The sequence below is a fragment of the Neobacillus sp. KR4-4 genome, assembly GCF_042136325.1.
Lineage (GTDB): Bacteria > Bacillota > Bacilli > Bacillales > Cytobacillaceae > Neobacillus.
The window spans coordinates 50,708-76,538 of record NZ_JBHHJU010000013.1; the positions used below are offsets into that span (position 1 = coordinate 50,708).

Sequence of the window (25,831 nt, forward strand, 5' to 3'; positions counted from 1 at the left end):
AAAGGGGCCATCAACTATTATGTTATTTATTGATAATAAAGGAGTCACTGATCCAAGGATAAATTTGGCGATTGAGGAATACGCGCTGAAAAATCTTGATATTAATGAAACGTATTTATTATTTTATATAAATGAACCCTCTATCATAATCGGTAAGAACCAAAATACCATTGAAGAAATTAATACAGAGTATGTGGAAGGTAACGGCATTAAAGTTGTCCGGAGACTGTCCGGCGGCGGTGCGGTCTATCATGATCTTGGTAATTTAAACTTTAGTTTTATCACAAAGGATGACGGGGAGAGTTTTCATAATTTCCGTAAATTTACTGAACCGGTTGTGAAGGCATTAAAAAAATTAGGAGTAAACGCCGAATTAAGCGGCAGAAATGACATTGAGGTCGGAGGCAGAAAAATTTCTGGAAATGCCCAATTTTCAACCAAGGGTAGAATGTTTAGCCATGGGACGTTAATGCTGAATTCCGAAATAGAAAATGTCGTCTCAGCGTTAAAAGTTAAAAAGGATAAAATCGAGTCCAAAGGAATTAAATCTGTCCGCAGCCGGGTTGCCAATATTTCTGAGTTTCTTACTGAAAAGATAGAAGTTGGTGAATTCAGATCCTTACTGTTAAAGAATATATTTGAGGGGCAAGAGGAAGTGCCAGAATATCTTCTTACGGAAGAAGATTGGGAAAAAATTCACCAACTTTCAAAAGAACGTTACCAAAGCTGGGATTGGAACTATGGAAGATCGCCTAAGTTCAATTTACAGCATTCGCACCGCTTCCCTGTAGGCAGTATTGATGTTCGTTTAGAGGTCAATAAGGGGGTCATTGAAAATTGTAAAATCTATGGCGACTTTTTTGGTGTGGGGGATGTAAGTGAAATTGAGGCAAAGTTAACGGGCGCGCGATATGAAAAAAATGAAATTGAAAAGGCTCTTGCAGATGTTGACACTACCCATTACTTTGGAAATATTGACAAGAAAGATTTTTTAAATTTGTTATATTAAGAAGTGAGGCACAGCATTTTCAAATGCTGTGCTATCTTTTTATCTGAATTTTCAAGTATTATACTTGTATAGGTTCTGTACTTTTAATATAATAAGTTTAGAAAATTGCTGTAATTTTGTGAATGAACATTCATTCAACAGGAGGGAGAATATGAATCTTTTATCAAAGTTTGAAGAATCAGCGAAGAACTTTGCTGCTAAACCAGCCTATTATTTTATGAACCAAATCTGTACTTATGCTGAATTAGATGGTGCAATTACTAAATTTGCATCCGGTTTAGAAAAATTAGGGGTGAAAAAAGGGGATCATATTGCCATATTGCTGGGGAACTCGCCGCACTTTGTAATCAGCTTATATGGTGCATTACGATTGGGGGCAACTGTTATCCCAGTAAATCCTATCTATACTGCCGATGAGATTGGCTATATATTAAATAATGGTGACGTTAAAGCAGTTATCGGGCTTGACTTGGCAATCCCATTAGTTGAAAAAATTCACACCTCCCTTCCCAAAGTAGAACATTATATTTTTTGTGAAACAGCTCCAAATAGCAATGTAGAATCGAAAATTGAGAATCTATCATGCTCTCTAAAAATGAAATCGTTTTCATTGGTAATTGCAGCTGGAGACTTAACCTTTAAGGGACCTGAGCTCCAGGACGATGATACAGCTGTCATTCTTTATACATCAGGTACGACAGGTCAACCTAAGGGTGCAATGTTAACGCATAGAAATTTATATAGTAATGCTAAAGATGTGAGCGAATATTTGAAAATGAATTCCGATGATAAGGTAGTGACTGTCCTTCCTATGTTCCATGTTTTCTGTTTGACTGTTGCCTTAAATGCACCATTATTAAGTGGAGCAACGCTATTAATCACTCCAAAATTCAGTCCAAAGGAAATTTTTGGATTAGTTAAAGAGAATAGAGCTACTGTTTTTGCAGGTGTCCCAACCATGTATAATTTCCTTCTTCAATATCCTGATGGAAATCCTGAAGACTTAAAATCTTTACGCCTATGTATCTCAGGAGGGGCTTCCTTACCCGTAGCCCTTTTAAAGAATTTTGAACAAAAGTTTACTGTTGTCATTTCTGAAGGCTATGGGTTGTCTGAGGCTTCTCCTGTTACTTGCTTTAATCCGCTTGACCGCCCTCGAAAGCCAGGGTCAATCGGGACATCCATCCTCCACGTTGAAAATAAAGTCTTTAATGAGCTTGGTGAAGAAGTCTCCATTGGCGAGGTAGGAGAATTGGTTGTGAGAGGTCCTAATGTCATGAAAGGGTACTATAAAATGCCCGAAGAAACCATAACGACTATTCGAAATGGCTGGCTTCATACTGGGGACCTTGCCAGAATGGATGAAGATGGGTACTTTTATATTGTCGATCGAAAAAAGGATCTCATCCTAGTAGGCGGCTATAATGTCTATCCGCGTGAAGTGGAAGAGGTTATTTATAACCATCCAGATGTTGTCGAAGTGGCTGTTCTCGGCGTTCCAGACCTAGATCTCGGGGAGGCTGTAAAAGCCTTTGTTGTCAGCAGGGACCCTGAACTAACAACAGAACAATTACTAGATTATTGCAAGGAGCACTTAGCCAAATATAAAATTCCTTCTTTGATTGAATTCATTGATGAACTTCCAAAGAATACAACTGGGAAAATCTTAAGAAGGGCACTAAAGACACAGGTAGTCGAAACCAGAAACTAGAATTTACTTCAGAGGACAGGTTGTGTTAACCTGCCCTAATAAGGGGGAGCATGGTGGAGCCAATTTTGCTGGAGTTTAATAATCATTTGGCAGTTGTCACAATTAATCGGGCCGATTCTTTAAATGCGTTTAATTATGAGACATTACTTGATTTACAGAAAACGGTTGAAGAAATTAGAATAAATCCAAAAGTTCAGGCTGTTCTTTTTATTGGTGCCGGTGAAAAGGCATTTAGCGTGGGGGCTGATTTAAAGGAACGAAAATCATTAACTGACGAACAAGTGAAGCGAAATCTATATAAAATTAATGAGGTTTTTACGGCAATTGATAGTCTGCCCCAACCGACTATTGCCGCAATAAATGGATTTGCTTTTGGTGGAGGAATGGAGTTAGCTTTGGCTTGTGATTTCCGTTTTGCAGCAAGAGAAGCACTATTGGGGTTAACGGAAACGAGTCTTGCTATCATTCCAGGTGCAGGAGGGACACAACGTTTACCACGCTTAATAGGTCAGGCGAAGGCCTTGGAACTCATTTTGACAGCACGCCGCTTGTCCGCTGATGAGGCTTATGCCTTTGGACTGCTGACAAAAGTTGTAGAGAGAAAAGATTTAATGACAGCGTGTTCAGCCTTTTGTTCGCAATTACTGGCAAATGGGCCTATTGCATTGCAACAAGCCAAGTTTGCTATTAAAAATGGGATGAATACGGATCTAAACACAGGATTACAAATAGAAAGAAAAGCATACGAAGTAACACTCCCAACAGAAGATCGAATCGAAGCATTGCAAGCTTTCGCTGAAAAAAGAAAGCCAGCCTTTAAAGGGAAATAACGAAACATGGTGCTTGGCGCCATGTTTTTTTATTTTATTTTGACTGAAAATTTGCTATTATTTATTCTTAAATGTGTAAGTGCAACAAGGGGAGGAATAGAGTTGGCGGATTTAGCTTTTAGTAAAGAATCGTCGGAATTTAAAAAAGGACTTCAAGCCGGGATAAGTATCGGAATTGGCTATTTTCCAATTGCACTGACCTTTGGTCTTCTCGCTAAGACTTCGGGACTATCTCTATCCGAAACGGTGTTAATGAGTTTAATTGTATTTGCAGGTGCATCCCAATACATATCACTTAGTCTGATCGCCTATGGTACAGGAATATTTGAAATTATTTTAACAACGTTTATTGTAAATATTCGTCATTTCCTAATGAGTACATCCTTGAATGAAAAAGTTGAAGAGGACCATCTAATTAATAAGTTAATTTATTCATTTGGGATAACGGATGAAACATTTTCAGTGGTTGCTACAAAAGAGGGACCGGCGGCAACTGGCTTTTTATTTGGTGTTATCTCGGTATCATATTCTAGTTGGGTAGTTTTTTCTGGACTGGGTCATTTGATTGGAGCTAACCTGCCTCAAACCCTGCAGGAAAGCATGGGGGTCGCGCTATATGCCATGTTTATTGGACTTCTAGTCCCATCCATGAAAAAAAGCGTAAAGGTAGTATTTCTAGCAGTACTAGGCGCGATATTTAATTCGATTTTTACCATTGGAGACCTCATGGCTCAAGGCTGGGCAATTGTTACCGCAACCATTTTATCAGCCGTCATTATCGAATCAGTTGAAGTAATTAAAAGGAATCGGAGTGTAAGAAATGAAAGCTGAAATCGTTTGGATGATTCTTGGGATGGGTTTGGTTACATATATACCGCGTATGATGCCTTTTGTTTTATTTAAAGGGAAAGAACTGCCTCCTTTTATTCAAGGAGTTCTAAAAAATGTTCCTTATGCTACACTAGGGGCTTTAATTTTCCCAGCGATTATTTTTATTCAGAAGGAAGATATCTGGTATGGGGTAATAGGGGCAGTAGCTGCTTTTATTGCGGCAATATTAGGGGCTAATGTCATCGTAGTAGTCATTGGATCTATCGCTGTTCTATCCATATATTCATATCTTATGTAAGTCGGTATTTAAAACCGGCTTTTTTATTATCTAGGCTCCAGTGCCGAAACACTTGCATTTTAATTGTTCTAATTTGTCCTTTTTTAACTAAACTAAGTATAGAGAGTTTGTACAAAAAGGGGGATAAATCGTGGCGAGAAAAATGGGAGTCTATGCGGTCGTGGGCTACATTCTATATGGATTGATTATTTATTGGTATTTATTCTATTTTGCTGATTCGAGCCTTCCATTTGAATATGAAGGGTCGAGGGCGGACCCGTCCACCTTTTTGAATGGAAGGGAACTTATGTTGAGTGAGGAGTACTCCAAAATAAGAAATTTATTATTTTTCTTATCTACTCCCTTAGAATGGCTCATTTACTTCTTAATATTATTATTCGGTTTATCTAAAGCAATCAAGAATTGGGCTGAAAACTCCACTAAGTATAAACTGCTGCAAACAGCTATATATTTGATTTGGTTATCTGTTTTCGCTTATTTGGCGACATTTCCATTAAGCTATATTAGTTTTAATTTATCAAAAACCTATAATATTTCGACCCAGTCGTTTGCTTCCTGGATGAAAGATGAGGTAATAGATTTTTGGCTTAATTATGGGACCTGGCTGATCATTGTCCCGGTATTATACTGGTTGATGAAGAAAAGTCAAAAACGCTGGTGGCTGTATGGGTGGCTTTTATCTATTCCATTTACATTATTTATGATGTTTCTCCAGCCAGTTGTGATTGACCCGTTATATAATGACTTTTATCCTTTAAAAGATAAAGCATTGGAAACAAAAATCTTGACACTGGCCGAAAGGGCTCAAATTCCAGCTACCCATGTATTTGAAGTGAATAAGTCAGAAGAAACCAATGCTTTAAATGCCTATGTCACGGGGATCGGTTCTAATGCCCGGATTGTCCTATGGGATACTACCTTAAATAAACTATCTGATAATCAAATCTTATTCATAATGGCTCATGAAATGTGCCATTATATAGAAAAACATATTTATTTTGGAATAGCTGGGTACCTTTTGATATCACTGCTTGGTTTGTATTTGACCTATAGAATTATGAATTGGGCAACCAAACGATGGGGCAGCGAATTGAAAATCTCGGATGTAAGAGATATTCGTTCACTTCCATTATTTTTTATGATCCTTTCGATGCTTCTGTTTGCTGCCAGTCCATTTACTAATTTTACTTCTCGTTATCAGGAAACACGCGCCGATAAATATGCGATTGAAATGACTAAAAATTCAGAGGCTGCGATTACTTCTTTTCAGGAATTAACTCGTTCTGGTTTAAGTCAAGTAAATCCGCCGTTATTAGTAAAAATCTTCAGGTATACTCATCCTTCCATGCTTGATCGGATATCGATGCTTGAAGAGTATGAAGTGAACCAAAGGAATAAATAGGTGCCAACATAAAAAGGGCTGAGACATCAATATATGTCTACAGCCTTTTTTGTTACATAAAATTACTCAAAGGAAGTGGAAATATTTTTAAATAGTATGTTCCTTCATTAGACAAGCATTTGATGAAACGAAAAAAGCCGTCAGTCCTGACGGCAGTTAAAGTTTTTACGTTCCAAACTTTTTGTAAATTTCCTTTAGTTGCATGGATAACAGGAGAAATGATTTTTTGTCTCGGGAATCAATGGCCGCGTCGATTTTTTGCAGTAATTTTTCTTTTTCGACTGTTAGCTGAATTTCGGACAACAGCATGTCGATGTATAAATCCTGGACAAAATTCTCTTTCAAGCGATTGCGTTTCATGGCACCAAGTTTCATTAATTCCGTGTATGATTTTTCATTCATGAAAATCACCTCTGATGCTTTTTAAAATTATATGGTTTTTTTTGAAGAATATCATTAATTTTAAAATTTTCAGTTAAATATTTATTTCTCCTAAATTTTGTGAATAATTTAGGAACAGTTCAGAAAAGTAAGGGAATAAAAAACAAGGAGTGTTAAGATAATGATGGATAAAATGAAAAGGGAGTTGAATGAATTGAAGCAAACCGAGATCGAAGATTATGAAATCAATTCACGTACGATGTTTGTAGAACCGGTGGTTTATGGAAGTAAAATTTATTCACGTGTAGTTGAAGTAGAAGATGAATTCTTGTTACCCCTTAAGCCCTTGGATCTGATTAAAAAAAGTTGCAATTATTATGGTGTCGATTACGAAAGCAGGAAAAGAGGTACACGGCTGCTAATTGGTTATTTCCGAAAACTTTCAATTATCATTGAACCAACTTACCACATCTATTTTTTCCCTACAGTTTCGCCGTTAAAACCTGAGTGTATTTGGATAGCATTTGAACATGTGGAATGTTATCGCCGCGTAGCCGCACAAAAGACAATGATCATTTTCCGTAACAAGCAATCACATATATTTCCAGTTCCGGTAAGTACAATAGAAGGACAGATGTTAAGAACATCATTATTAAAAACAAAGCTCATGCAAAGAATAGAAAGTAATGGGAGAAAGTTCTCTAATAAAGCAAATGGACCCCAGTTAATAAATGCTCTAGAAAGCTCCCTAGAGTACGATGCCCATTCGAAGGGTCCCGAATAAGGTTGGTTATTTCTATACAATTAATGGGACAGATGTTTTTTTAATAAGTAGGCCTCCATTATTTCTTGGACCTTATTACGTATCCTTGGGTTAAAGTAATTATGGTTTTCTTCGTAGCCTTTATAAATAAACCTGTATAAAGTAAAAGCATCGTCCCGTTTTTTTTCAATTACTTGAAGTTTATTTTTTTTCATATATTGTTTAACTTCCGCCAATTCCTTCTGAATTTCCTTCATCGTTTCCTCAATCAAATCTAAATAGGGTTGTTTGAGTTTAAAAGGGCTCTTTTCGACAACGGATAAATCCCGGTTTAAGATAATTAGAACCATTGGCAAATACATTGCCTTCTCCATTATGTCTCGATCATCTTCGGGGATTCTGGTCATTTTCAGCCACACCTTTCACTTTTATGGGAACAAATGTTCCTTTTTTATTTTACAAAAAAGGAACATTAAAAGCAATAGGACTATACATAAACAAAACGCGTCATTTGGTCGAGTTTTATTTATTGAAAATTGCAGTTGTTATATGAGAAAGTTTTTATTAATAGAAGGATATCTGATGGGGGAAAATGAATTAAATGAAGAAACCCCTAAAAAGAAAAAACAGTCTTATAAATAGGAGCATAAAAAACATGGATGAATAGGTGATAATCAAATGAGATCTGATAAACATCAAGTGAAGAGAAAGAAACGATGGCCATCAGTGTTACTGATATTCTTACTTTTAATTGGGGCAGTTGCAGGCTATGCTTATTTTCAGTACAAGCAGGGCGTTAACCAATCATTAAAAAAAATTGATAAAAACGCATCAAATGTTGTCTATACCTTCGAAGGGCAAAAAGATCAGTATGGGGGAACGAATATCCTTTTGCTTGGCAGTGATGCAAGAGGAAAAGAAAAGTCTCGCGCAGATACTATCATGATTGTTCATTATAATGAAGACAAAGGAACCTTTAAATTAACCTCAATTATGAGGGACAGTTACCTCGAAATTCCAGGGCATGGTAAACACAAAGTTAATTCAGCATTCGCACGCGGTGGACCAGAATTAATGAGGCAAACAATTAAGCACAATTTTGATATTGACCTTCAATATTATGTCATTGTCGATTTTCAAGGCTTTGTGCAACTTATTGATGAAGCATTCCCAAATGGGGTAGAAATCGATGTAGAGAAAAAAATGTCAAAAAATATTGATGTAACTTTAGAGCCAGGTCTGCAAAAATTAAATGGAGAGGAAATGCTTGGTTATGTCCGCTACCGTCATGATGCTATCGGGGATTTTGGAAGGGTAGAACGTCAACAAAAGGCGGTTAAGGCAATCGGGGATCAATTGATGGGACTGCAAACAATTCCAAAGCTCCCTAAACTGATTGGTGTAGTGACTCCTTATGTGAATACAAATATGAAAACTTCAGACATAACATTTATGGCGAAGGATTTCTTTTCAAATGATCGTGGAAATATTGATACGTTACGAATTCCTGTTGAAAATAGCTATTCAGATGCGCGTATAGCTGGAGAAGGAGCCGTATTAGATATCAATGTTGAAAAAAATAAAGAGGCACTTCATCAATTTATCACAAAGTAATTATTTACACTGCTAATTCGTAAAAAAATGAGGAGAAATAGGATGGATATTGAATCATTAAGAGCATGGTTTACGCTTGAACATATAATGAATTTAATTCGGGAATACCGAGCCCTTGGCCCCATACCTGGCATAATGCTTATTGTCATTGAGGCATTTTTGCCGTTTCTCCCATTGTTTATATTTGTAATGGCTAATGCCAGTGCTTTTGGACTTTGGTTAGGATTTTTATACTCATGGTTCGGTGCTTGTATGGGGGCTATGCTCGTATTTTTACTTGTCAGAAAGTTTGGGCAGCAAAAGTTATTATCTTTCTTGTCCAAGCACCCTCAGGTTCGTAAATTAATGGATTGGCTGGATCGTCATGGATTCGGCCCCCTCTTTTTAATGCTATGTTTTCCATTTACCCCCTCAGCTGTAGTGAATATAGTTGCAGGTCTTTCTAAAATTCGTCTTTCTCAATACATGCTAGCTGTGTGTATCGGGAAGATGGTGATGATATTCACAATTAGTTTTGTAGGCTATGATATCCAGTCATTGCTGACGAAGCCGCTTCGGACTGTTGTAGTATTGCTTATTATATTCATTCTTTGGTTTGTTGGTAAAAGAATTGAGGGCAGAATGAATAAGAGCATGGAAACTGACCATAATGGTGAAATAGATAGAAACTATAAACAGGAGAGACGGAGGAGCGTTAATGAAGATTGAATGGAAAAAGGAAGGCATGGAATGGGCTAAGGCTTTTGCGATTGGAATCATTATTTTTGCTTTTATTCGTACATTTTTCTTTTCAAATTATGTAGTAGAAGGCGAATCAATGATGCCAACGCTTCAGGATGGGAACAAGCTGGTAGTTAATAAGCTGGGTTATCAAGTGGGGGAATTGAATCGATTCGATGTGATTGTTTTTCATGCCAATGAAAAAGAGGATTTTGTCAAACGAATTATTGGCCTGCCAGGTGACAAGATTGAATACCGAAATGACCTATTGTATATTAATGGGCATAAGTATGATGAACCGTTTTTAAATGTGTATAAACAAAAATCTCCTGGAATAAGGATTACTGGTGATTTCAGCTTAAAAGAAATTACCGGTGAAAATACAGTCCCTGACGGAAAATTATTTGTTCTTGGTGATAATCGTTTAGGAAGTTGGGACAGCCGACAATTTGGTTTTATAAACGCTAGTCAAGTAGTAGGGAAAGTCGATTTACGCTACTGGCCATTAAATGAAATGGACGTCCATTTTTAAATAAAGAGATGAAGGCACTATACACGATGAACAATCGTGTTTTTTTGTCTTGGCATGTTAAGCATTATTGATATTAGCACAAGTTGATTGGAGCGGAAGGTGCGAGACTCCTGCGGGAGTACGGGGCAGGGGAGACCCCGCAGGCGCTTAAGCACCGAGGAGGCTCCCCGGCACGCCCGCGAACCGCTCGCACCTGGAGCGGAGATCAACTTCCTGTTATAGAACCGTAGAATTTACCATTTATGGCTTGAATCTGTATATGGGTATTCCAAACGTTTGTGCTTATTTTGTGATAGAATGGGAGATATAAAAGTTTAAGAGTGGTTGTGGAAAGCGAGGTTTTTACATGTCATTAAGAATGGTAATCGGGCGTTCAGGAAGCGGCAAGACTGCTATGTTCATAGAAGAAATAAAGGAGCGGCTGCAAGAAAAGCCAGAAGGTACACCGATCATTTATATTGTTCCTGAACAGATGACTTTTTTATCTGAATATCGCTTGGCAACAGACCCTGCTATCGGCGGAATGATCCGCGCTCAAGTATATAGTTTTTCACGACTAGCGTGGCGGATTTTGCAAGAAACAGGCGGGATTAGCCGAATTCATTTAAGCAGTGTAGGCATGAGTATGCTCATTCGCAAAATTATTGAAGAGCAAAAGGAACAGCTAGGACTTTTTCAGCGTGCTGCCGATAAAACTGGATTTATCAAACAGCTTGAGCAAATGATAACTGAATTTAAAAGATATTGTATAAGGCCAGAGGAGTTAATTCATAACGCATTTCAATCAAATGGTGATGCAACGGCCGCTAATGCCTTAAATGATAAAATCAAAGATTTAGAAATTATTTATAAAAAGTTCGAGGATGAAATTTTTGGTAAATATATTGATTCAGAGGATTACTTTACACTCTTAGCGGAGAAAGTGTCCCATTCAACCTATTTAAAGGATGCAGAAATATATATCGATGGTTTTGATAGTTTTTCACCTCAGGAATATGGTGTAATGTTGGAATTAATGAAGCATTGTAAAACCGTATCAATCGCACTAACCACCGATCAATTATCCGTTGGTTCAGCTCCTGATGAACTAGACTTATTCCGCTTATCTGGTGGAACTTGTTTTTCCATTTATGATTTAGCTAAAGCAAACGGGATCGAGATGGAGCAGCCAGTCTTTTTAAAAGAGCAAAAAAAGTGGACTGAGCCATCATTGCGTCATCTGGAAGAAAAATTTGATACGCGGCCTGTTGTACCATATTTGGATACGTCCCAAATTAATATTTGCCAAGCAGTAAATAGAAGAGCCGAGATCGAAGGGATTGCCAGAGAGATTCGTGATTTTGTTAGAACAAAGGGTTTCAGGTACCGGGATATCGCATTGTTAATCAGAAATGGGGGGGACTATCATGAGATTGTTGAACCAGTTTTCAACGATCATCAGATTCCCTATTTTATTGATCAAAAAAGGACGATGATGAACCATCCTTTAATTGAATTAATCCGATCAAGTCTTGAAGTGATTAATTCTTATTGGCGCTATGAACCGGTATTTAGAGTGATTAAGACAGAATTATTATTCCCTATCCAGGAAAATACCGCAAAAATGCGCGAGAGAATGGACAAGCTAGAAAATTATTGTCTGGCTTACGGAATAAACGGAAGTAAATGGACGAAAAAAGATCGTTGGAGCTATCGACGAATTAGAGGGCTGGAATTAGAGGTTAACTCTCAAACTGATGCAGAAAAAGAAATGGAACAAGAGTTAAATGAATTAAAACTGATGATAACAGCGCCGTTATTACGTCTATCAAGAAGATTGAAAAAAGCGGATTCAGGAAGAAAACTCTGCGAAGCCATCTATTTATTACTAGAGGAATTGGATGTCCCCGCAAAGCTTGAAAAGTGGAAGGCAGATGCCGAGAAAAAGGGTAATCTTGTAAAAATGCGTGAGCACGAACAAGTCTGGAATGCTGTCATTGATCTGCTCGATGAATATGTTGAAATACTTGGGGATGAGCCAGTCTCATTAAAGTCATTCGCGGCGGTGTTAGAGTCAGGTTTTGAATCCTTACATTTTTCACTTATTCCACCTGCACTGGACCAGGTTTTGGTTGGGGATTTAGAAAAATCAAGGCTGAATGAAATAAAAATTGTCTTTGTGGTGGGTGTCACTGAAGGAATACTGCCGGCGAAAATTTCGGATGAAGGGATTCTTTCAGATGAAGACAGGGAAATGCTTTTGGCAGCTGGGGTCAATATTGCACCGAGCAGCAGGACAAGGTTGCTCGATGAAAACTATCTAGCCTATAAAGCTTTTACCGCACCATCTGAAGCTCTTTTTGTGTGTTTTCCACTTGCGAATGATGAAGGAAAAGCGTTAATTCCTTCATCGTATATTAAGAGATTAAAAGATATGTTTCCAAATGCAAATGAGCTTTTCTACGTTTCAGATCCATCACAAGTTTCGGAACGGAGTCAACTAGGTTTTATTTCAAATTTTACAACTACGTTGTCTTATCTCAATTCCCAACTGCAATGGAAAAAACGAGGATATCCTATTTCTGATGTTTGGTGGGATGTTTATAACTACTATCTCGAGAGTTCAGGGAAGGACAAGGCCCAAAAAGTGTTTTCAAGCCTGTTTTATTCGAACCCAGTCGTAAAACTTTCAACAGAGACAGCAGATGAATTATATGGCGAAGCCATTCAAGCGAGTGTTTCCAGAATGGAACTATATAACTCTTGTGCTTTTTCTCATTTCGCTCAGCACGGTTTAAAGCTCCGCGACCGCCAAGTATATCGGTTAGAGGCTCCTGATATAGGGGAGTTGTTTCATGCAGCCTTAAAACAGATTGCGGATATTGTCAATGAACAAAACCTTTCTTGGGCAGAGCTTTCAAGGAAACAATGTGAAGAGCTCTCGAAGGAAGCAGTCATGACTTTAGCCCCTAAACTGCAAAATGAAATATTATTAAGTTCAGAGAGACATCATTATATAAAAAGGAAATTGGAGCAAATTATTACCCGTGCCTCTGTTGTTTTAAGTGAGCATGCTAAAGTGAGTGGTTTTTCACCTATTGGTTTGGAATTAGGATTTGGACCAAACGGAAAACTGCCGCCATTATCATTCTCACTGAAAAATGGGAAAAGAATGGAGTTAGCTGGTAGAATTGATCGAGTCGATCAGGCAAAAGCTGCAGATGACAGTGTCTTTCTACGAGTTATCGACTACAAGTCAAGTGAAAAGGACGTCAATTTTAGCGAAGTGTATTATGGGCTTGCACTGCAAATGTTAACCTACCTTGATATTGTCATGACCCATTCGAATGAATTGGTAGAAATGAAAGCCAGTCCTGCAGGTGTTCTCTATTTCCATGTTCATAATCCTTTTATTAATACAACCAAAATGTTGACGATTGATGAAATCGAAAAGGAAATGATGAAAAAGTTTAAAATGAACGGATTAATGGTAAGTGATCAAAACGTAATTCGGCTTATGGACAAAACACTCGAATCGGGTGATTCAGAAATTATTGCAGCTGGCATCAAAAAAGATGGAAATTTATCGAAAAAATCAAAAGTTGCCAGTCTATCAGAGTTTGATGACCTGAAAACTTATGTCCGTAAATTATATCTAAAAACAGGTAACGCTATTATCGATGGTCAGATTGATCTAGCACCATATAAATTAAAGGATAAAACACCTTGTACATTTTGTTCTTTTAAATCAGTTTGTCAATTTGACGAGGCTATTGAGACTAATCAATTCCGGGTTCTCACACCGCACTCGAAGGAAGATGTACTAGAATTGATTAGGAAGGAGGTTCGAGAATATGAGTAAGGTTGTTATTCCGCCCAAGCCAGAAAATGCAACATGGACTGATGACCAATGGAAGGCAATAATGGCAAAAGATAGAGACATACTCGTCGCGGCAGCGGCTGGTTCGGGAAAGACGGCAGTCCTCGTAGAAAGAATCATTCAAAAAATTCTTTCAAAGGAAGATCCGATTGATGTGGATGAATTATTAGTAGTGACCTTTACGAATGCATCGGCAGCTGAAATGCGGCATCGAATAGGGGAGGCCCTAGAAAAAGCTATTGATGAGGACCCAAGTTCTCGCCATTTAAGAAAGCAGCTTAGTTTATTAAACAAAGCATCTATTTCAACTCTTCACTCCTTTTGTATGGAAGTCATCCGAAAATATTATTACCTAATCGACGTAGATCCAGGGTTTCGAATTGCTGATGAAACAGAGGCGCAATTAATCCGGGATGAAGTGATGGACGAGTTATTTGAAGATGAATATGGCCAAAAAGATAATGCAGCCTTTTTTAACCTGGTGGATTCATTCACTAATGACCGCAGCGATGCTGCCTTAATGGATATTGTTCGGTCTATTTACGATTTTGCAAGCTCAAATCCAGAGCCAGATCAATATTTACGGTCAATAATAAATATGTATGATGTTTCATCGATTCATAATATTGAGGATCTTCCCTTTATCAAGGACCTGCTTTTTGATATTGAACTACAATTAGAAGCGGCTAGAGAAATGATCAACCGAGGGTTAGAATTAACGAAGCTTCCAGGTGGACCAGCACCTAGGGCCGAAAATTTTCTAGATGATTTAATGGTAATTGATACTCTCCTGCTTGCCAAAAAGGATTCTTGGGAAACACTTTATCAAGCATTAATGACCTGGTCTTTTTCACGGGCAAAACAAGTGAAAGGTGATCACTTTGATAAAGAACTAACGGAGAAGGCCCAAAAACTTCGCGATAAGGCAAAGAAAAAAATTCAAGATATAAAAGGGGAATTATTCTCTCGAAAACCTGAAAGCTTTTTACGTGATATGGAAGAGATGCGGCCGTTAATAGAAACATTGGTTCATCTTGTGAAGGAATTTTCTCAGCGGTTTTCAAAGGTTAAAAGAGAAAAAGGACTTGTCGATTATGCTGATTTAGAACATTACTGCCTTGGCATTTTGACAAAGGAAATCTCAACTGAGGGTGAATTTCTCCCATCGGAAGCGGCTCTGGCATACCAAAGGCATTTTAAAGAAGTCTATTGTGATGAATATCAAGATACAAATATGGTGCAGGAAACCATCCTGAAACTTGTCACGAAGAAAGAAGAGCGCAATGGAAATATGTTTATGGTCGGAGATGTTAAACAGTCCATTTACCGTTTTCGATTAGCTGAGCCGAATCTTTTCTTAGGCAAGTATACCCGCTTTAAAGTTGACGGAGATTCAACAGGATTACGTATTGATTTAGCACGCAATTTCCGAAGCAGAAGTGAAGTACTTGATGCGACCAATTATTTATTTAAACAAATTATGGGTGTCAAGGTTGGCGAAATCGAATATGACGAGGCAGCAGAGTTACGTGCTGGCGCACCCTATCCAGAAGATGAGCCCTTTCCGGTTGAACTTCTGCTTATTAACCAAAACGTTGAAGAAAAGGAATCATCAACTGCGCCAGCTGAAGGTGAGGCAGGGGCAGACGCAGAACTAGAAGAATTTGATGCAGTTGGACTGGAACAATCCCAACTCGAAGCAAGGGTTATTGCTTCTAAGATCAAGGAATTAGTTGCTACTAGAGCACCAGTATATAATCCAAAAACGAAATCTACTCGGCCGCTCATGTATCGGGATACAGTTATTCTACTTCGTTCGATGACATGGGCACCGCAGATCATTGAAGAATTCAAGCAGCAAGGGATTCCCGTTTATGCCAGCCTCTCAACAGGGTACTTTAACGCAACGGAAGTGGCCATTATGATATCACTCCTGCGTGTTATTGATAATCCATTCCAAGACATCCCTCTTGCCGCTGTATTACGGTCCCCCATCGTTGGGTTGAATGAGGAGGAACTATCCATCATTCGTATTCAACAAAAGCGAGGTTCATTTTGGGAAGCAGTTACCGCTTTTTGCAAAAGTAAACAAGCTGAAAATACGGCTGCATTTTACGAAAAACTGCGCCGCTTTTATGACTTTTTAACAGAATGGCGCTCTATGGCAAGACAGGGTTCTTTGTCTGAGTTAATTTGGCAGTTATACAGAGATACCCAGTTTTATGATTTTGTCGGAGGCTTACCAGGAGGAAAGCAGCGTCAAGCAAACCTGCGTGCGCTATATGATCGAGCACGGCAATATGAACACACTTCTTTCCGTGGTCTGTTCCGGTTCCTGCGGTTTATTGAACGTATGATGGAAAGAGGGGATGACCTTGGGGCAGCAAGGGCACTTGGAGAGCAAGAGGATGTAGTTCGAATTATGACTATTCATAGCAGCAAAGGGCTTGAATTTCCTGTCGTATTCATGGCGGGAATGGCTCGAACCTTTAATATGGCAGATATTCGTAAACCATATATGCTTGATAAAGAATATGGATTTGCTTCTAAGTATGTAAATGCAGAAAAAAGAATTTCGTATCCTTCTTTACCACAAATTGCTTTTAAGCGAAAAAAGAAAATGGAAATGCTCGCCGAAGAAATGCGTATCTTATATGTAGCCATGACAAGGGCAAAAGAAAAACTTTATTTAACTGCAACATTAAAAGATACACTCAAAAGAATTGACCAATGGAATGATGTGGCAGCAAATACTGAATGGCTGTTGAAAGATTACGAACGGGCAGCTGTTTCAAGCTATATTGATTGGATTGGTCCGGCCCTTGTTCGTCATCAGGACAGTAAAGAATTAAGGAATAAAGAAACGATAAATCCCCTCATACCTGAAGATATCTCGAGTCACCCTTCTTTATGGAAAATCTCTTTGCTAAGTGCTGAAGAGGTGAAACAGAAAGAAACAGAAGAAGAACTAGAAGAAAATCAACTTCTTGAACGAGTACAAAAAGGGGAACTTGTCGAGACTGCGTCACCATTTACTGAAGAAATTCGGGCCCGCTTAGATTGGGAATATTCTTTTTCGAATGCAGCAAGCCATCGTTCGAAACAATCTGTTTCAGAAATAAAGCGACAAAGGGAAATGGCAGATGAACAAAGTGGGACCGATCTAGTGAACCACTTTAAAAAATCAATAGTAAAACGTCCTAAATTTATGCAGGAAAAGCAATTAAGCCCAGCCGAACGAGGCACTGCTATGCATATGGTCATGCAGCACGTCGATTTAACTAAGCCAGTGAATCAAGAATCTCTTCAGGAACAATTAACATGGATGGTCAATAGTGAATTATTAACCCTGGAACAAGCTGCAGTAATCGATAAAAATTTGATTATTCATTTTTTTGATTCCGAATTGGGACGAAGATACTTTAATGCTAAAACACTCAACAGAGAAGTTCCATTTACACTTTCCATGCATGCTCGTGATGTGTATCCTAATTGGAACGAGGAAGATGAATCTGTGTTTGTTCAGGGGATTATTGACTGTATCTTAGAGGATGAAGATGGGCTGGTTTTAGTGGATTATAAGTCAGATCGGATAACTGATCGCTATAAAGGCGGGTTTGACCAAGCCAAGACAATTCTTGAAAACCGCTATAAGATGCAAATTAACTTATATACCCGTGCAATTGAACAAATCTGGAAAAGGAAGGTCAATGAGCGGTATTTGTTTTTCTTTGATGGGGCTCATATTTTGAAGGTTGAAAGAGATTAATTCAATAAAAAATGACATAGACCATCTTATGGTTTATGTCATTTTTTTAATTATTACCCACAATTGGCTGATCGATTAAGTTCGTATCAAGTACATTGGTGCCACTTAATCCAGAATTCGTTACGACGATTCCCCCGGTGTTAAATGCACCTGAGCCTGCATTTGTCTTAGAGGCACTTTTTGGAGAGATATATACAGTATCGCCAAATTGAACAATACCGCCACCTACGTTAACGATTTGGACGGGACCGATAATCGCTGGCATAACAAACATCCTTTTTAGAAAAGTTACTTTTATCCTTATGAGTAACTTATGCATTTATCTTTGTCCTTGTTCTCCTTCGTTTTCGCCATTTCTAGGACTGGGATATAACTGTCGAATATGTTTAATTCTGGCTTCCATGGAAACATGGTTGCTGCTCCCAACGTGCAAGAGGGAAGCTGAAGATATCCCCGTAATATCAATTCGGCCAACCTTAATTAGTGGGTTAGGATTTTGACGGGAATATGTGTAAGATTCATTAATAGGGAGAAAAGGAATAGGTTCGGAATAGACCTGGTAAGAGGATAAGTTCCCTTCATTTCCATAAAACACTTCGCTCTCCCTTTGGACCGCGAGTGCTCTTGAAAGACCATTTATAATACAGGAATCCCCTATCTGTACCGTAGAGGAAAAAGAGACGATTTTAATATTAATTGTATCTACACAAGAGGTTCTCTGCAGCATGTTGTTCACTCCGGTGATAGCGGAACAAAAGGACCTATAATTAATGATTCCGCAGGGGTATCAAAAGTAGAGGCTAACTGGATTGTTTCTGTATCTCCCACCATTACTAACGAGGAACTTGCCACCCCGGTGATTTTGATGTTTTGGACAAAGAGTTCACGGTTATAAACTACAAAGTTCATTCTGTATGCATCCCTTTCAGGTTATCAGGTAAATTACTAAAAAAGACCATTACCCCGTTTTGTATTTCCTTCTTTAATGCTTCAATAATTAAATCATCTGAAGGGGCATCTGCAATCGTGCGATTGTCCGCAGGATGGGTGTTTAAATGATGTTCTATCCTACTCGGAAGCTGTTTAATGATGTCTTGTTTTATGAATGCTAAATACTCGTCATTTGGCAGAACGTTCAATTCTCTCTGAGTAGCTTCCACTATAGGAGGTAAATCCGATTCTAAATATCTATAAATGGCTTCCTCGATTTTCATTGATCTTTGCATTTGATCTTTTGGTGATATTGGGGTGGATAAGGATTGATTTTGTACGGCAAAGTCTTCAATTCCTGCTAATTCGGATGGATTTAGACCAATGTTTAACGTACCTTCAAGAGTCTCTACCTTTAGTTGATCAAATTTATACTCAATTTTGTCTACATGGATGGCCTGTTTTTCATATAATTGTTTGATTTCTGCTTGCATTTTTTGGAGAGTGCTCTCTAAAGACTGAATTCTTTGCTCCTGAGCTTGAATACACATCTGCAGCCATTGAAGATATTGGGAATAATCCTGATACATATAATCACCTCACAATTATTTCTCCAATAAACGTATTGATTATCATAAGATCGGCGGCCTATTTATCCTGTTTTCTTACTGCGGCTTGTAGGGGCACTGATGGTGTCCCTAATAAAGAGCCTGAAGATTTGATTGTTTGTGGTGCAGGTCCAGTAAATCCGCCAGTATTATATAAATGAGCCATCGGTTTAATAATCCCAGCACTACCTATTTGTAAGACTGAGGAATTGGTAATCCCGCCAATTTTTATGAAATTAATCTGAATGGACTGCTGGATATAAAAGTTCATTTAAAATCACCCATTCATTAAGCATTAAGTGCAATCCCTTGATCGTAAACATCTGAATCACTTGTATTAGTGGAACTTACATTATTTTGAAGTTGTAAGCTATCCCCAGTGTTAAAGGAACCAGCGCCAGAAAATGTTTTTGCGGTAGAAAATGGCATGATTTTATATACATCGCCAATATGGAAGACAGAACTGCTGCCAAGCGTAATGACCTGTGCAACTCCAACAATTGCTGGCATTTTCAACACCCTTTTTTCATAGTATCTTCTACATCCTATGTATGGGTAAAGGTAATGTGATTGATACGCCCAAAATTATTGAAATCAAAAATCCGATACGATTTTTAATATTCATTTGTAGAACGATCGATTAGAAATAGTTATAATTACCTATTTGCTTGTACAGAAAATAATAAATAAGTTGGGTTTTCGGTTGTTTAGAAAGGGACTATTATATGAGTAAGAGATCAGTCGGAAATAAACACTGTTTCTCGATAAAGGCAAACCTGATGAAAATCAGTGACGCAAAGCTATAGGGGCTAAGGTGCATTTGCACTAAGCCAGCCAGTTACCGAAAGATTAGGGTGTTTCATAATGGATATTCATGTCTGCATAGTTGTTCTATGTATCTATGAATATTCTATGAATTCTATCCCCCCTTTGGTAAAGGCGGGGTTATTTCTATTTTATGGAGGTGGAAACTAATCGACTACTTAACCTGTTTTGGACCTATAAATCCCCTTATTTTAGATGAAGATGTTTCAGAGGTTATGGTAAATGGACCTAACCAGGTGTACTGTGAACGTAAAGGAAAATTGGTATTAACGTCAGTACAATTCCGTGACAATGAACATGTCAAGACAATGATAGACAAAATTCTTGCCCCACTTGGATGGAAAATCGATGAAAGTTCGCCAATGGTAGATGCTAGGCTGCCTAATGGCTTACGTGTTAATGCCATCATTCCTCCCCTTGCATTAAATGGACCAGCCATTACAATCAGGAAATTTTCAAAGGATCCCTACCAAATTGAAGATCTAATCAACTTTGGGACAGTGACAGAAGAAATGGCATTTTTTCTAGATGCATGCGTGAAAGCCCGCTTGAATATGTTTGTTAGCGGTGGTACGAGGTCTGGTAAAACAACCACTCTGAATGCCCTTTCCAATTTTATACCTGATGAAGAAAAAATCGTAACGGTTGAGGATGCTGCCGAAATTCAGTTGGGACAGGGTCATGTAATCTCACTAGAACTTCGACCTTCCGAAATAAAAGGTAAAAGAGCCATTTCGATTCGAGAGCTTCTCAAGAAATCGTTACGAATGAGACCTGACCGTGTTATTATCGGAGAAATCCGTGGTGGAGAAGCGCTTGATATGCTTCAGGCAATGAATTCTGGCCATGATGGTTCACTTGCTACAGGGCACTCATATAGTCCAAGGGATATGATTAGCCGTTTGGAAACCATGGTCCTTTTAGCAGGATTGAATAATTCTATTAAAGACATTCGAGAGCAAATTGCAGGAGCAATCGATGTGATTATCCAGCAAACTCGTTTAATGGATGGAACAAGGAAAATTATCAATATTACTGAAGTTCAAGGAATGGAAGGAGAAAATATCGTTCTGCAAGACATCTTTTCCTTTAAACAAAAAGGAATTAATTCTGAGGGGAAAATTATTGGACAACTTATACCGACTGGTGTCCGCCCCAAATTTTATGATCGCCTAGAGGCATCAGGGATTCATATTCCAGCGTCATTGTTTAAATAATCTCAGGTAATAAGAGGCATTAAATTTATGAATGATTAGGGGCTGAATTTCCTTTAAATAGGGTTCGGCTTTTTCTTGTTCACTAAATTTGTTCGAGGGAGTTATTTCTTTTAATATATTAATTGTGAGACAATCATATTGAGGTGAAAAAGAGTGAAATTTGTGACAGTAGAATATAACCATGAATTGTTCGTTGGATTGCTTGACCAAACTGAGGCCGCAGTCCTTTTGTTAAACCTTGCTGAAGAAGCAAGAATGGGCATAAGAAGTTTTCCTCCTTCCCTGCTTAAATGTATCGACTTAGGAGATCTCTTTATTAAAAAGGTGAAAGAGGTTCTGGATTGGGTTACTAATTGCGGACAAACTTCATCTTTTTTCGTCCCAATTGAACAGGTAACTTTGCTTGCTCCTATTCCGAGACCAAGTAAGAATATTTTTTGTGTCGGGAAAAATTACGCAGAACATGCGATTGAAATGGGGAGTGAAGCCGATATCCCTGAACATATTATGGTCTTTACAAAAGCACCAACAACAGTTATTGGGCCTAATGAAATGGTCCTAAATCACAAAAATATAACGGCTCAACTTGATTATGAAGGCGAGCTTGCCGTCATCATTGGTAAAAAGGGGCGGGCAATAAAAAAAAATAAGGCATTGGATTACATTTTTGGCTATACCATTATTAATGATGTAACCGCACGAGATTTGCAATCGAGGCACAAGCAGTTTTTCATCGGCAAAAGCCTTGACACAACCTGTCCGATGGGACCTTGCATTGTTCATAAAAGTTCTATCGATAATCCGAATTCCCTAAATATCGAGACGAAAGTAAACGGAGAATTAAGACAGAATTCAAATACTAAGAATTTTATTTTTCCGATTGAAGAGGTTATCTCCATTTTATCAGATGGAATGACACTGGAACCTGGTGATATTATTGCAACTGGGACACCAGCTGGTGTAGGGAAAGGGTTTAAGCCCCCTAAATTTTTATCTCCAGGTGATCAGATGGCAGTCACAATTGAAAAAATTGGGACACTGAAGAATACTATTCAAGAATAAAGCTATACTTGAAAAATAATTTATAGCATTCTCCTATTTGTAACTTTATTTGACTTGCTTTTTTTCGTGTTTATAAACTGTTTATGGTATGATAAGGTTCGAATTAAAAGAAATTTTATACAAAAGGAGGAACTAACTTGATTCACGGTCATATTACGGCTTGGCTTTTAGCATTAATTCTATTTGTAGTAGCACTTTTTTTACATAAGGGTGGAAAAGAAAAAGGTGCAAAAATTGTTAAAATGATTTTACGAGTATTATATTTGCTTATTATTGCAACTGGTGCAGGGCTTCTATTTTCGGTTTACAAAATTGATGTTTGGTATGTTTTAAAAGCGGTTGTCGGACTTTGGATAATCGGATTATTCGAAATGATTCTTAGCCGTGTGGCTAATAACAGAAGAACTTCTGTATTTTGGATTCAGTTTGTCGTTGCATGGGTTCTTGTTTTATATCTGGGTGGAAGATTGCCAATGTCATTTTTAAACCCATAATTTTAATGTTATCTTGTAAAGGCTGTCGAACAATTCGGCAGCCTTTTGAATTTCCCATGCCTTTTATCTATGAAATCATTTTCTCTATCACTAATCGTTTTCCTGTATTTAATGTAAATTCAAATCGATCATTCACCTTTTCGTAATAGCAAAAATGGTGTTGGACATTACAAATTTGATCCTGATTATCGAAAACTATAAAATTTACCCCATCTTTGCGATTTTCATCCGATAAGAAAGATAAATGATTATAACAGTAGATGCAATCGTAAATGGAAAAGTTTAAGGAGTTTAGAGTGGTAACAAATTGAAAAAAAGCATCATCATTTACCCCATCTAAAAGCCTTTCAAGCGAATAAACTAAATGTTTCCTAATCCTGACTAAATCATGATTTCGGAGCATGGTTGCTTCATTTCCAATCCGGATTTTTCCTGTTTCATACAATTTACCTTTCTTCCAACGGTTCATTCGGAAGACTTCAATTTCTTGCTGAAGGTAATCATCTAACATTTCAGCTTCTTCCGTTTCCTCATCAAAGAAGATCCATTGGTCATTAATTTGTTCAACCGTTCCTTCTGTGTAGGCTCTCTCTTGATAATCGTATAGTCTCATTCGTTGTTGTCGATTCATTATTAACCTCCGTGCCAGATGATATCATATTCTTTTTAGACATCTTCATGGGATTTTATAACTGAAAAATAAAGTATTATTTTTTTATCTTAAGGCTGCGTTTTACTTGTCTGTTGATTTCCGTTCCAGGCACTTCGCTTTCCGCGGGCGTGCCGGGGAGCCTCCTCGTCGCTTTGCTCCTGCGGGGTCTCCCCTGCCCCGTACTCCCGCAGGAGTCTTCGTGCCTTCCTCTCCAATCAACAGAGAGCCAAAATCATCATTAACCTTTAACACAGCCAATCTTAAAAATCTGACTTCCTTACCAGCTTCCGCTTTTTTTTTGGACAATTAACCAATTCTTATGGGCTGAATACTATAAAACATGATTCATGTACAGTAGTTCTGTTAATGAGGAGTGTGAAAGGAAATGTGTGGCATTACAGGCTGGATTAATTTTGATAGGTCACTCAAAAACGAAGTAGAAACACTGACCAAAATGACGAATACTCTGGCAAAAAGAGGCCCTGATGAAACAAACATCTGGTCTGATGCAAATGTGGCTTTTGGTCATAAAAGACTGATTGTTGTTGACCCTGAAGGGGGAAGACAGCCAATGTCCAAACAAAAAGACGGATATAATTACACCATTTGCTATAATGGGGAATTGTATAATACAGAAGATATCCGCAAAGTTCTCCATACTAAAGGATATTCATTTAAAGGTCATTCTGATACAGAAGTTCTATTATCTGCCTATATAGAATGGGCGGAAGAATGTGTAAATTATTTGAACGGAATTTATGCATTTGCTGTCTGGGATAGCAAGAAGGAACAGCTCTTTATTGGACGCGATCGTTTAGGGGTAAAACCTTTATTCTTCAAGGAACATGAGAAGGGTCTTTTATTTGCTTCTGAAATCAAGGCTATTTTAGCCCATCCTGAGGTGAAAACTGAAATCAATCAAGAAGGTCTTGCTGAAATCTTTGGAATTGGTCCATCTAGATCGCCAGGTTCCGGAGTCTTTAAGGGAATAAATGAGCTAAGACCAGCACATGCTCTAACATTATCCAAGAATGGTCTAAAAATTTGGCGTTATTGGAATGTAAAAAGTGAAGAACATAAGGACAGCGTGGAGGAGACGGCAGAAAAGGTCCGCTATTTAGTAACAGATGCTGTAACGAGGCAGCTAGTTTCGGATGTTCCATTAAGTACATTTTTGTCTGGCGGTTTAGATTCAAGCATCATTACAGCGATTGCTGCGAAAGGTTTTCAGGACCAAAACAAAGGGCAGCTCCACACCTACTCCATTGATTATGAAGGAAATGACAAATATTTTTCCTCAACTGAATTTCAACCAGATGCGGATGGAAAATATATTCAAATGATTACGGATAAATTTAATACCATTCACCATAACAAAATTATTACTCAGGAGCAATTGGTTAATGACTTGGTGGAAGCGACCCATGTAAGAGACCTTCCTGGGATGGCAGATGTTGATTCTTCGTTACTTTGGTTTTGTAAGGAAATCAAACAGGATTTTGTTGTCAGTCTTTCAGGGGAATGTGCGGATGAGATTTTCGGCGGGTACCCTTGGTTTCATCGAAAAAAAGACCTTGAACGAGCAGGGTTTCCGTGGATGCGGTCATTAGTGGAACGACAAAATTTGTTGAAATCACATTGGCGGGATAAACTTAAATTGAATGATTATGTTATGGAAAAGTATGATCAGGCGATCGCCGAAACGCCAAGATTAGATGGTGAAAGCGTGGAGGAATCAAAACGGAGAGAGCTATTTTATATTAATATGATAAGCTTTATGACTACATTGCTTGATCGGAAAGACCGGATGAGCATGGGTGCAAGTCTAGAAGTCAGGGTTCCATTTGCTGATCACCGACTTGTAGAATATGTATGGAATATCCCGTGGGAAATTAAAATGTATCGCGGGAGAGAAAAGGGGATCCTCCGAAAAGCATTTGAAGGTATTTTACCGGAAGAAGTACTGTATCGTAAAAAAAGCCCCTATCCGAAGACCCACAATCCTGCTTATACCATTGCTGTCCAAAAACAGGTGGAGAATATTTTACAGGATAAATCCTCCGCATTACATGAATTTTTTAATAAAGAGCAACTTGAAAATATCGTGAAGTCTGGTGGAAATTCATTTCAAGAACCTTGGTTTGGTCAGTTGATGACAGGTCCTCAATTATTGGCGTACCTTGTGCAACTGCACACATGGTTTAAGGAGTATAATATTAACCTAGTGAATTAGGTTGATTTTCTGAGAGAAGGAAGAATTTAAATTTGGAATAAAAACTTGATTAGATTAAAATAGTGTAGGGAAGAGGATATCCTCTTCCCTT

Annotated in this window: 26 protein-coding genes and 1 riboswitch; of the genes, 16 read left to right on the plus strand and 10 right to left on the minus strand. The window is 38.1% G+C overall.

Going from position 1 to position 25,831, the window contains the following annotated elements; genetic code table 11:
- Window positions 1-19 precede the first annotated feature (19 nt).
- The 6 genes from lplA to ACE198_RS14800 all read left to right on the plus strand — a co-directional run bounded on the left by lplA (window position 20) and on the right by ACE198_RS14800 (window position 6,081).
- Window positions 20-1,009, plus strand: a complete 990-nt coding sequence (gene lplA, locus ACE198_RS14775) for a lipoate--protein ligase (RefSeq protein ID WP_375376063.1) — start codon at window positions 20-22, stop codon at window positions 1,007-1,009.
- Window positions 1,010-1,160: 151 nt separating this feature from the next.
- A complete protein-coding gene (locus ACE198_RS14780; protein WP_375376064.1) occupies window positions 1,161-2,720 on the plus strand; it encodes a fatty acid--CoA ligase family protein in 1,560 nt (519 codons plus the stop codon).
- Between the two features lie 53 nt (window positions 2,721-2,773).
- Complete coding sequence (locus ACE198_RS14785) at window positions 2,774-3,550, plus strand: enoyl-CoA hydratase-related protein (RefSeq protein WP_251456538.1); 777 nt, start codon at window positions 2,774-2,776, stop codon at window positions 3,548-3,550.
- A gap of 102 nt (window positions 3,551-3,652) precedes the next feature.
- Window positions 3,653-4,381, plus strand: coding sequence for an AzlC family ABC transporter permease (locus ACE198_RS14790; RefSeq protein WP_098572205.1), 729 nt, complete (start codon window positions 3,653-3,655; stop codon window positions 4,379-4,381).
- On the plus strand, window positions 4,371-4,679 hold the full coding sequence (locus ACE198_RS14795) for an AzlD domain-containing protein (protein WP_098572189.1): 309 nt from the start codon (window positions 4,371-4,373) through the stop codon (window positions 4,677-4,679). The genes ACE198_RS14790 and ACE198_RS14795 overlap by 11 nt, the downstream gene beginning before the upstream one ends.
- A gap of 130 nt (window positions 4,680-4,809) precedes the next feature.
- Window positions 4,810-6,081, plus strand: a complete 1,272-nt coding sequence (locus tag ACE198_RS14800) for a M48 family metallopeptidase (RefSeq protein WP_375376065.1) — start codon at window positions 4,810-4,812, stop codon at window positions 6,079-6,081.
- Window positions 6,082-6,246: 165 nt separating this feature from the next.
- Here the strand turns inward: ACE198_RS14800 and ACE198_RS14805 are convergent, their stop codons facing one another.
- A complete protein-coding gene (locus ACE198_RS14805; RefSeq protein WP_251456531.1) occupies window positions 6,247-6,483 on the minus strand; it encodes an IDEAL domain-containing protein in 237 nt (78 codons plus the stop codon).
- Window positions 6,484-6,643: 160 nt separating this feature from the next.
- Here ACE198_RS14805 and ACE198_RS14810 point away from each other — a divergent pair, with 160 nt between their 5' ends.
- Window positions 6,644-7,246: a competence protein ComK gene (locus ACE198_RS14810; RefSeq protein ID WP_375376066.1), complete on the plus strand. Its 603-nt coding sequence runs from the start codon at window positions 6,644-6,646 to the stop codon at window positions 7,244-7,246.
- A gap of 20 nt (window positions 7,247-7,266) precedes the next feature.
- Here ACE198_RS14810 and ACE198_RS14815 read toward each other — a convergent pair whose 3' ends face one another.
- Window positions 7,267-7,632 (minus strand): YhjD family protein, encoded by a 366-nt coding sequence (locus tag ACE198_RS14815; protein WP_375376067.1) that lies wholly within the window; start codon window positions 7,630-7,632, stop codon window positions 7,267-7,269.
- A 271-nt stretch (window positions 7,633-7,903) separates the two neighbouring features.
- On the opposite strand from ACE198_RS14815, the gene ACE198_RS14820 reads away from it, so the two are divergent.
- The 5 genes from ACE198_RS14820 to addA all read left to right on the plus strand — a co-directional run bounded on the left by ACE198_RS14820 (window position 7,904) and on the right by addA (window position 17,719).
- Entirely contained in the window at window positions 7,904-8,839 is a 936-nt protein-coding gene (locus ACE198_RS14820; RefSeq protein ID WP_098572193.1) for an LCP family protein, read from the plus strand.
- Window positions 8,840-8,881: 42 nt separating this feature from the next.
- Window positions 8,882-9,547 (plus strand): TVP38/TMEM64 family protein, encoded by a 666-nt coding sequence (locus ACE198_RS14825; RefSeq protein WP_375376068.1) that lies wholly within the window; start codon window positions 8,882-8,884, stop codon window positions 9,545-9,547.
- Complete coding sequence (gene lepB, locus ACE198_RS14830; protein WP_251456525.1) at window positions 9,537-10,091, plus strand: signal peptidase I; 555 nt, start codon at window positions 9,537-9,539, stop codon at window positions 10,089-10,091. The genes ACE198_RS14825 and lepB overlap by 11 nt, the downstream gene beginning before the upstream one ends.
- 346 nt (window positions 10,092-10,437) lie before the next feature.
- Window positions 10,438-13,932 (plus strand): helicase-exonuclease AddAB subunit AddB, encoded by a 3,495-nt coding sequence (gene addB, locus ACE198_RS14835; protein ID WP_375376069.1) that lies wholly within the window; start codon window positions 10,438-10,440, stop codon window positions 13,930-13,932.
- Window positions 13,925-17,719, plus strand: coding sequence for a helicase-exonuclease AddAB subunit AddA (gene addA, locus ACE198_RS14840; RefSeq protein ID WP_375376070.1), 3,795 nt, complete (start codon window positions 13,925-13,927; stop codon window positions 17,717-17,719). Before addB ends, addA begins: the two co-directional genes overlap by 8 nt.
- Before the next feature lie 46 nt (window positions 17,720-17,765).
- On the opposite strand, the gene ACE198_RS14845 is transcribed toward addA, so the two are convergent.
- The 6 genes from ACE198_RS14845 to ACE198_RS14870 are packed head-to-tail and all read right to left on the minus strand — an operon-like array spanning window position 17,766 to window position 19,767.
- Window positions 17,766-17,984: a spore germination protein gene (locus tag ACE198_RS14845; protein ID WP_251456517.1), complete on the minus strand. Its 219-nt coding sequence runs from the start codon at window positions 17,982-17,984 to the stop codon at window positions 17,766-17,768.
- 54 nt (window positions 17,985-18,038) lie between these two features.
- Complete coding sequence (locus tag ACE198_RS14850) at window positions 18,039-18,446, minus strand: spore germination protein GerPE (RefSeq protein WP_375376071.1); 408 nt, start codon at window positions 18,444-18,446, stop codon at window positions 18,039-18,041.
- 5 nt (window positions 18,447-18,451) lie between these two features.
- Window positions 18,452-18,628 carry a spore gernimation protein GerPD gene (locus tag ACE198_RS14855; protein WP_098572414.1) on the minus strand — a complete coding sequence of 59 codons (177 nt, stop codon included), beginning with the start codon at window positions 18,626-18,628 and terminating at the stop codon, window positions 18,452-18,454.
- Window positions 18,625-19,239, minus strand: coding sequence for a spore germination protein GerPC (gene gerPC / locus ACE198_RS14860; RefSeq protein ID WP_375376072.1), 615 nt, complete (start codon window positions 19,237-19,239; stop codon window positions 18,625-18,627). The genes ACE198_RS14855 and gerPC overlap by 4 nt, the downstream gene beginning before the upstream one ends.
- Window positions 19,240-19,297: 58 nt before the next feature.
- The gene (locus ACE198_RS14865; RefSeq protein WP_098572416.1) at window positions 19,298-19,528 is read right to left on the minus strand and encodes a spore germination protein GerPB; all 231 of its coding nucleotides are present in this window, start codon (window positions 19,526-19,528) and stop codon (window positions 19,298-19,300) included.
- Window positions 19,529-19,545: 17 nt separating this feature from the next.
- Entirely contained in the window at window positions 19,546-19,767 is a 222-nt protein-coding gene (locus ACE198_RS14870) for a spore germination protein (RefSeq protein WP_375376073.1), read from the minus strand.
- Window positions 19,768-20,016: 249 nt separating this feature from the next.
- Window positions 20,017-20,103: riboswitch (cyclic di-GMP riboswitch) on the plus strand.
- 155 nt (window positions 20,104-20,258) lie between these two features.
- Between ACE198_RS14870 and ACE198_RS14875 the strand changes: the two genes are divergently transcribed.
- The 3 genes from ACE198_RS14875 (at window position 20,259) to ACE198_RS14885 (ending at window position 22,855) form a co-directional block, all read left to right on the plus strand.
- Entirely contained in the window at window positions 20,259-21,299 is a 1,041-nt protein-coding gene (locus ACE198_RS14875; RefSeq protein WP_483870309.1) for a TadA family conjugal transfer-associated ATPase, read from the plus strand.
- 153 nt (window positions 21,300-21,452) lie between these two features.
- On the plus strand, window positions 21,453-22,361 hold the full coding sequence (locus ACE198_RS14880; protein ID WP_375376074.1) for a fumarylacetoacetate hydrolase family protein: 909 nt from the start codon (window positions 21,453-21,455) through the stop codon (window positions 22,359-22,361).
- Between the two features lie 137 nt (window positions 22,362-22,498).
- Window positions 22,499-22,855 carry a YisL family protein gene (locus ACE198_RS14885; RefSeq protein ID WP_098572418.1) on the plus strand — a complete coding sequence of 119 codons (357 nt, stop codon included), beginning with the start codon at window positions 22,499-22,501 and terminating at the stop codon, window positions 22,853-22,855.
- A gap of 67 nt (window positions 22,856-22,922) precedes the next feature.
- On the opposite strand, the gene ACE198_RS14890 is transcribed toward ACE198_RS14885, so the two are convergent.
- The gene (locus tag ACE198_RS14890; RefSeq protein ID WP_098572419.1) at window positions 22,923-23,486 is read right to left on the minus strand and encodes a DUF2777 domain-containing protein; all 564 of its coding nucleotides are present in this window, start codon (window positions 23,484-23,486) and stop codon (window positions 22,923-22,925) included.
- A gap of 102 nt (window positions 23,487-23,588) precedes the next feature.
- Window positions 23,589-23,813 carry a hypothetical protein gene (locus ACE198_RS14895; protein ID WP_251456507.1) on the minus strand — a complete coding sequence of 75 codons (225 nt, stop codon included), beginning with the start codon at window positions 23,811-23,813 and terminating at the stop codon, window positions 23,589-23,591.
- 79 nt (window positions 23,814-23,892) lie between these two features.
- Here ACE198_RS14895 and asnB point away from each other — a divergent pair, with 79 nt between their 5' ends.
- The gene (gene asnB, locus ACE198_RS14900) at window positions 23,893-25,740 is read left to right on the plus strand and encodes an asparagine synthase (glutamine-hydrolyzing) (RefSeq protein WP_375376075.1); all 1,848 of its coding nucleotides are present in this window, start codon (window positions 23,893-23,895) and stop codon (window positions 25,738-25,740) included.
- Window positions 25,741-25,831 lie beyond the last annotated feature (91 nt).

Excerpts from the sequence above, each read along its gene's own strand:
- lplA (WP_375376063.1), top strand. The coding sequence starts at position 20 with ATGTTATTTATTGATAATAAAGGAGTCACTGATCCAAGGATAAATTTG.
- ACE198_RS14780 (WP_375376064.1), top strand. The coding sequence starts at position 1,161 with ATGAATCTTTTATCAAAGTTTGAAGAATCAGCGAAGAACTTTGCTGCT.
- ACE198_RS14795 (WP_098572189.1), top strand. The coding sequence starts at position 4,371 with ATGAAAGCTGAAATCGTTTGGATGATTCTTGGGATGGGTTTGGTTACA.
- ACE198_RS14805 (WP_251456531.1), bottom strand. The coding sequence starts at position 6,483 with ATGAATGAAAAATCATACACGGAATTAATGAAACTTGGTGCCATGAAA.
- ACE198_RS14810 (WP_375376066.1), top strand. The coding sequence starts at position 6,644 with ATGATGGATAAAATGAAAAGGGAGTTGAATGAATTGAAGCAAACCGAG.
- ACE198_RS14815 (WP_375376067.1), bottom strand. The coding sequence starts at position 7,632 with ATGACCAGAATCCCCGAAGATGATCGAGACATAATGGAGAAGGCAATG.
- ACE198_RS14820 (WP_098572193.1), top strand. The coding sequence starts at position 7,904 with ATGAGATCTGATAAACATCAAGTGAAGAGAAAGAAACGATGGCCATCA.
- ACE198_RS14825 (WP_375376068.1), top strand. The coding sequence starts at position 8,882 with ATGGATATTGAATCATTAAGAGCATGGTTTACGCTTGAACATATAATG.
- lepB (WP_251456525.1), top strand. The coding sequence starts at position 9,537 with ATGAAGATTGAATGGAAAAAGGAAGGCATGGAATGGGCTAAGGCTTTT.
- addB (WP_375376069.1), top strand. The coding sequence starts at position 10,438 with ATGTCATTAAGAATGGTAATCGGGCGTTCAGGAAGCGGCAAGACTGCT.
- addA (WP_375376070.1), top strand. The coding sequence starts at position 13,925 with ATGAGTAAGGTTGTTATTCCGCCCAAGCCAGAAAATGCAACATGGACT.
- ACE198_RS14845 (WP_251456517.1), bottom strand. The coding sequence starts at position 17,984 with ATGCCAGCGATTATCGGTCCCGTCCAAATCGTTAACGTAGGTGGCGGT.
- ACE198_RS14850 (WP_375376071.1), bottom strand. The coding sequence starts at position 18,446 with ATGCTGCAGAGAACCTCTTGTGTAGATACAATTAATATTAAAATCGTC.
- ACE198_RS14855 (WP_098572414.1), bottom strand. The coding sequence starts at position 18,628 with ATGAACTTTGTAGTTTATAACCGTGAACTCTTTGTCCAAAACATCAAA.
- gerPC (WP_375376072.1), bottom strand. The coding sequence starts at position 19,239 with ATGTATCAGGATTATTCCCAATATCTTCAATGGCTGCAGATGTGTATT.
- ACE198_RS14865 (WP_098572416.1), bottom strand. The coding sequence starts at position 19,528 with ATGAACTTTTATATCCAGCAGTCCATTCAGATTAATTTCATAAAAATT.
- ACE198_RS14870 (WP_375376073.1), bottom strand. The coding sequence starts at position 19,767 with ATGCCAGCAATTGTTGGAGTTGCACAGGTCATTACGCTTGGCAGCAGT.
- ACE198_RS14890 (WP_098572419.1), bottom strand. The coding sequence starts at position 23,486 with ATGAATCGACAACAACGAATGAGACTATACGATTATCAAGAGAGAGCC.
- asnB (WP_375376075.1), top strand. The coding sequence starts at position 23,893 with ATGTGTGGCATTACAGGCTGGATTAATTTTGATAGGTCACTCAAAAAC.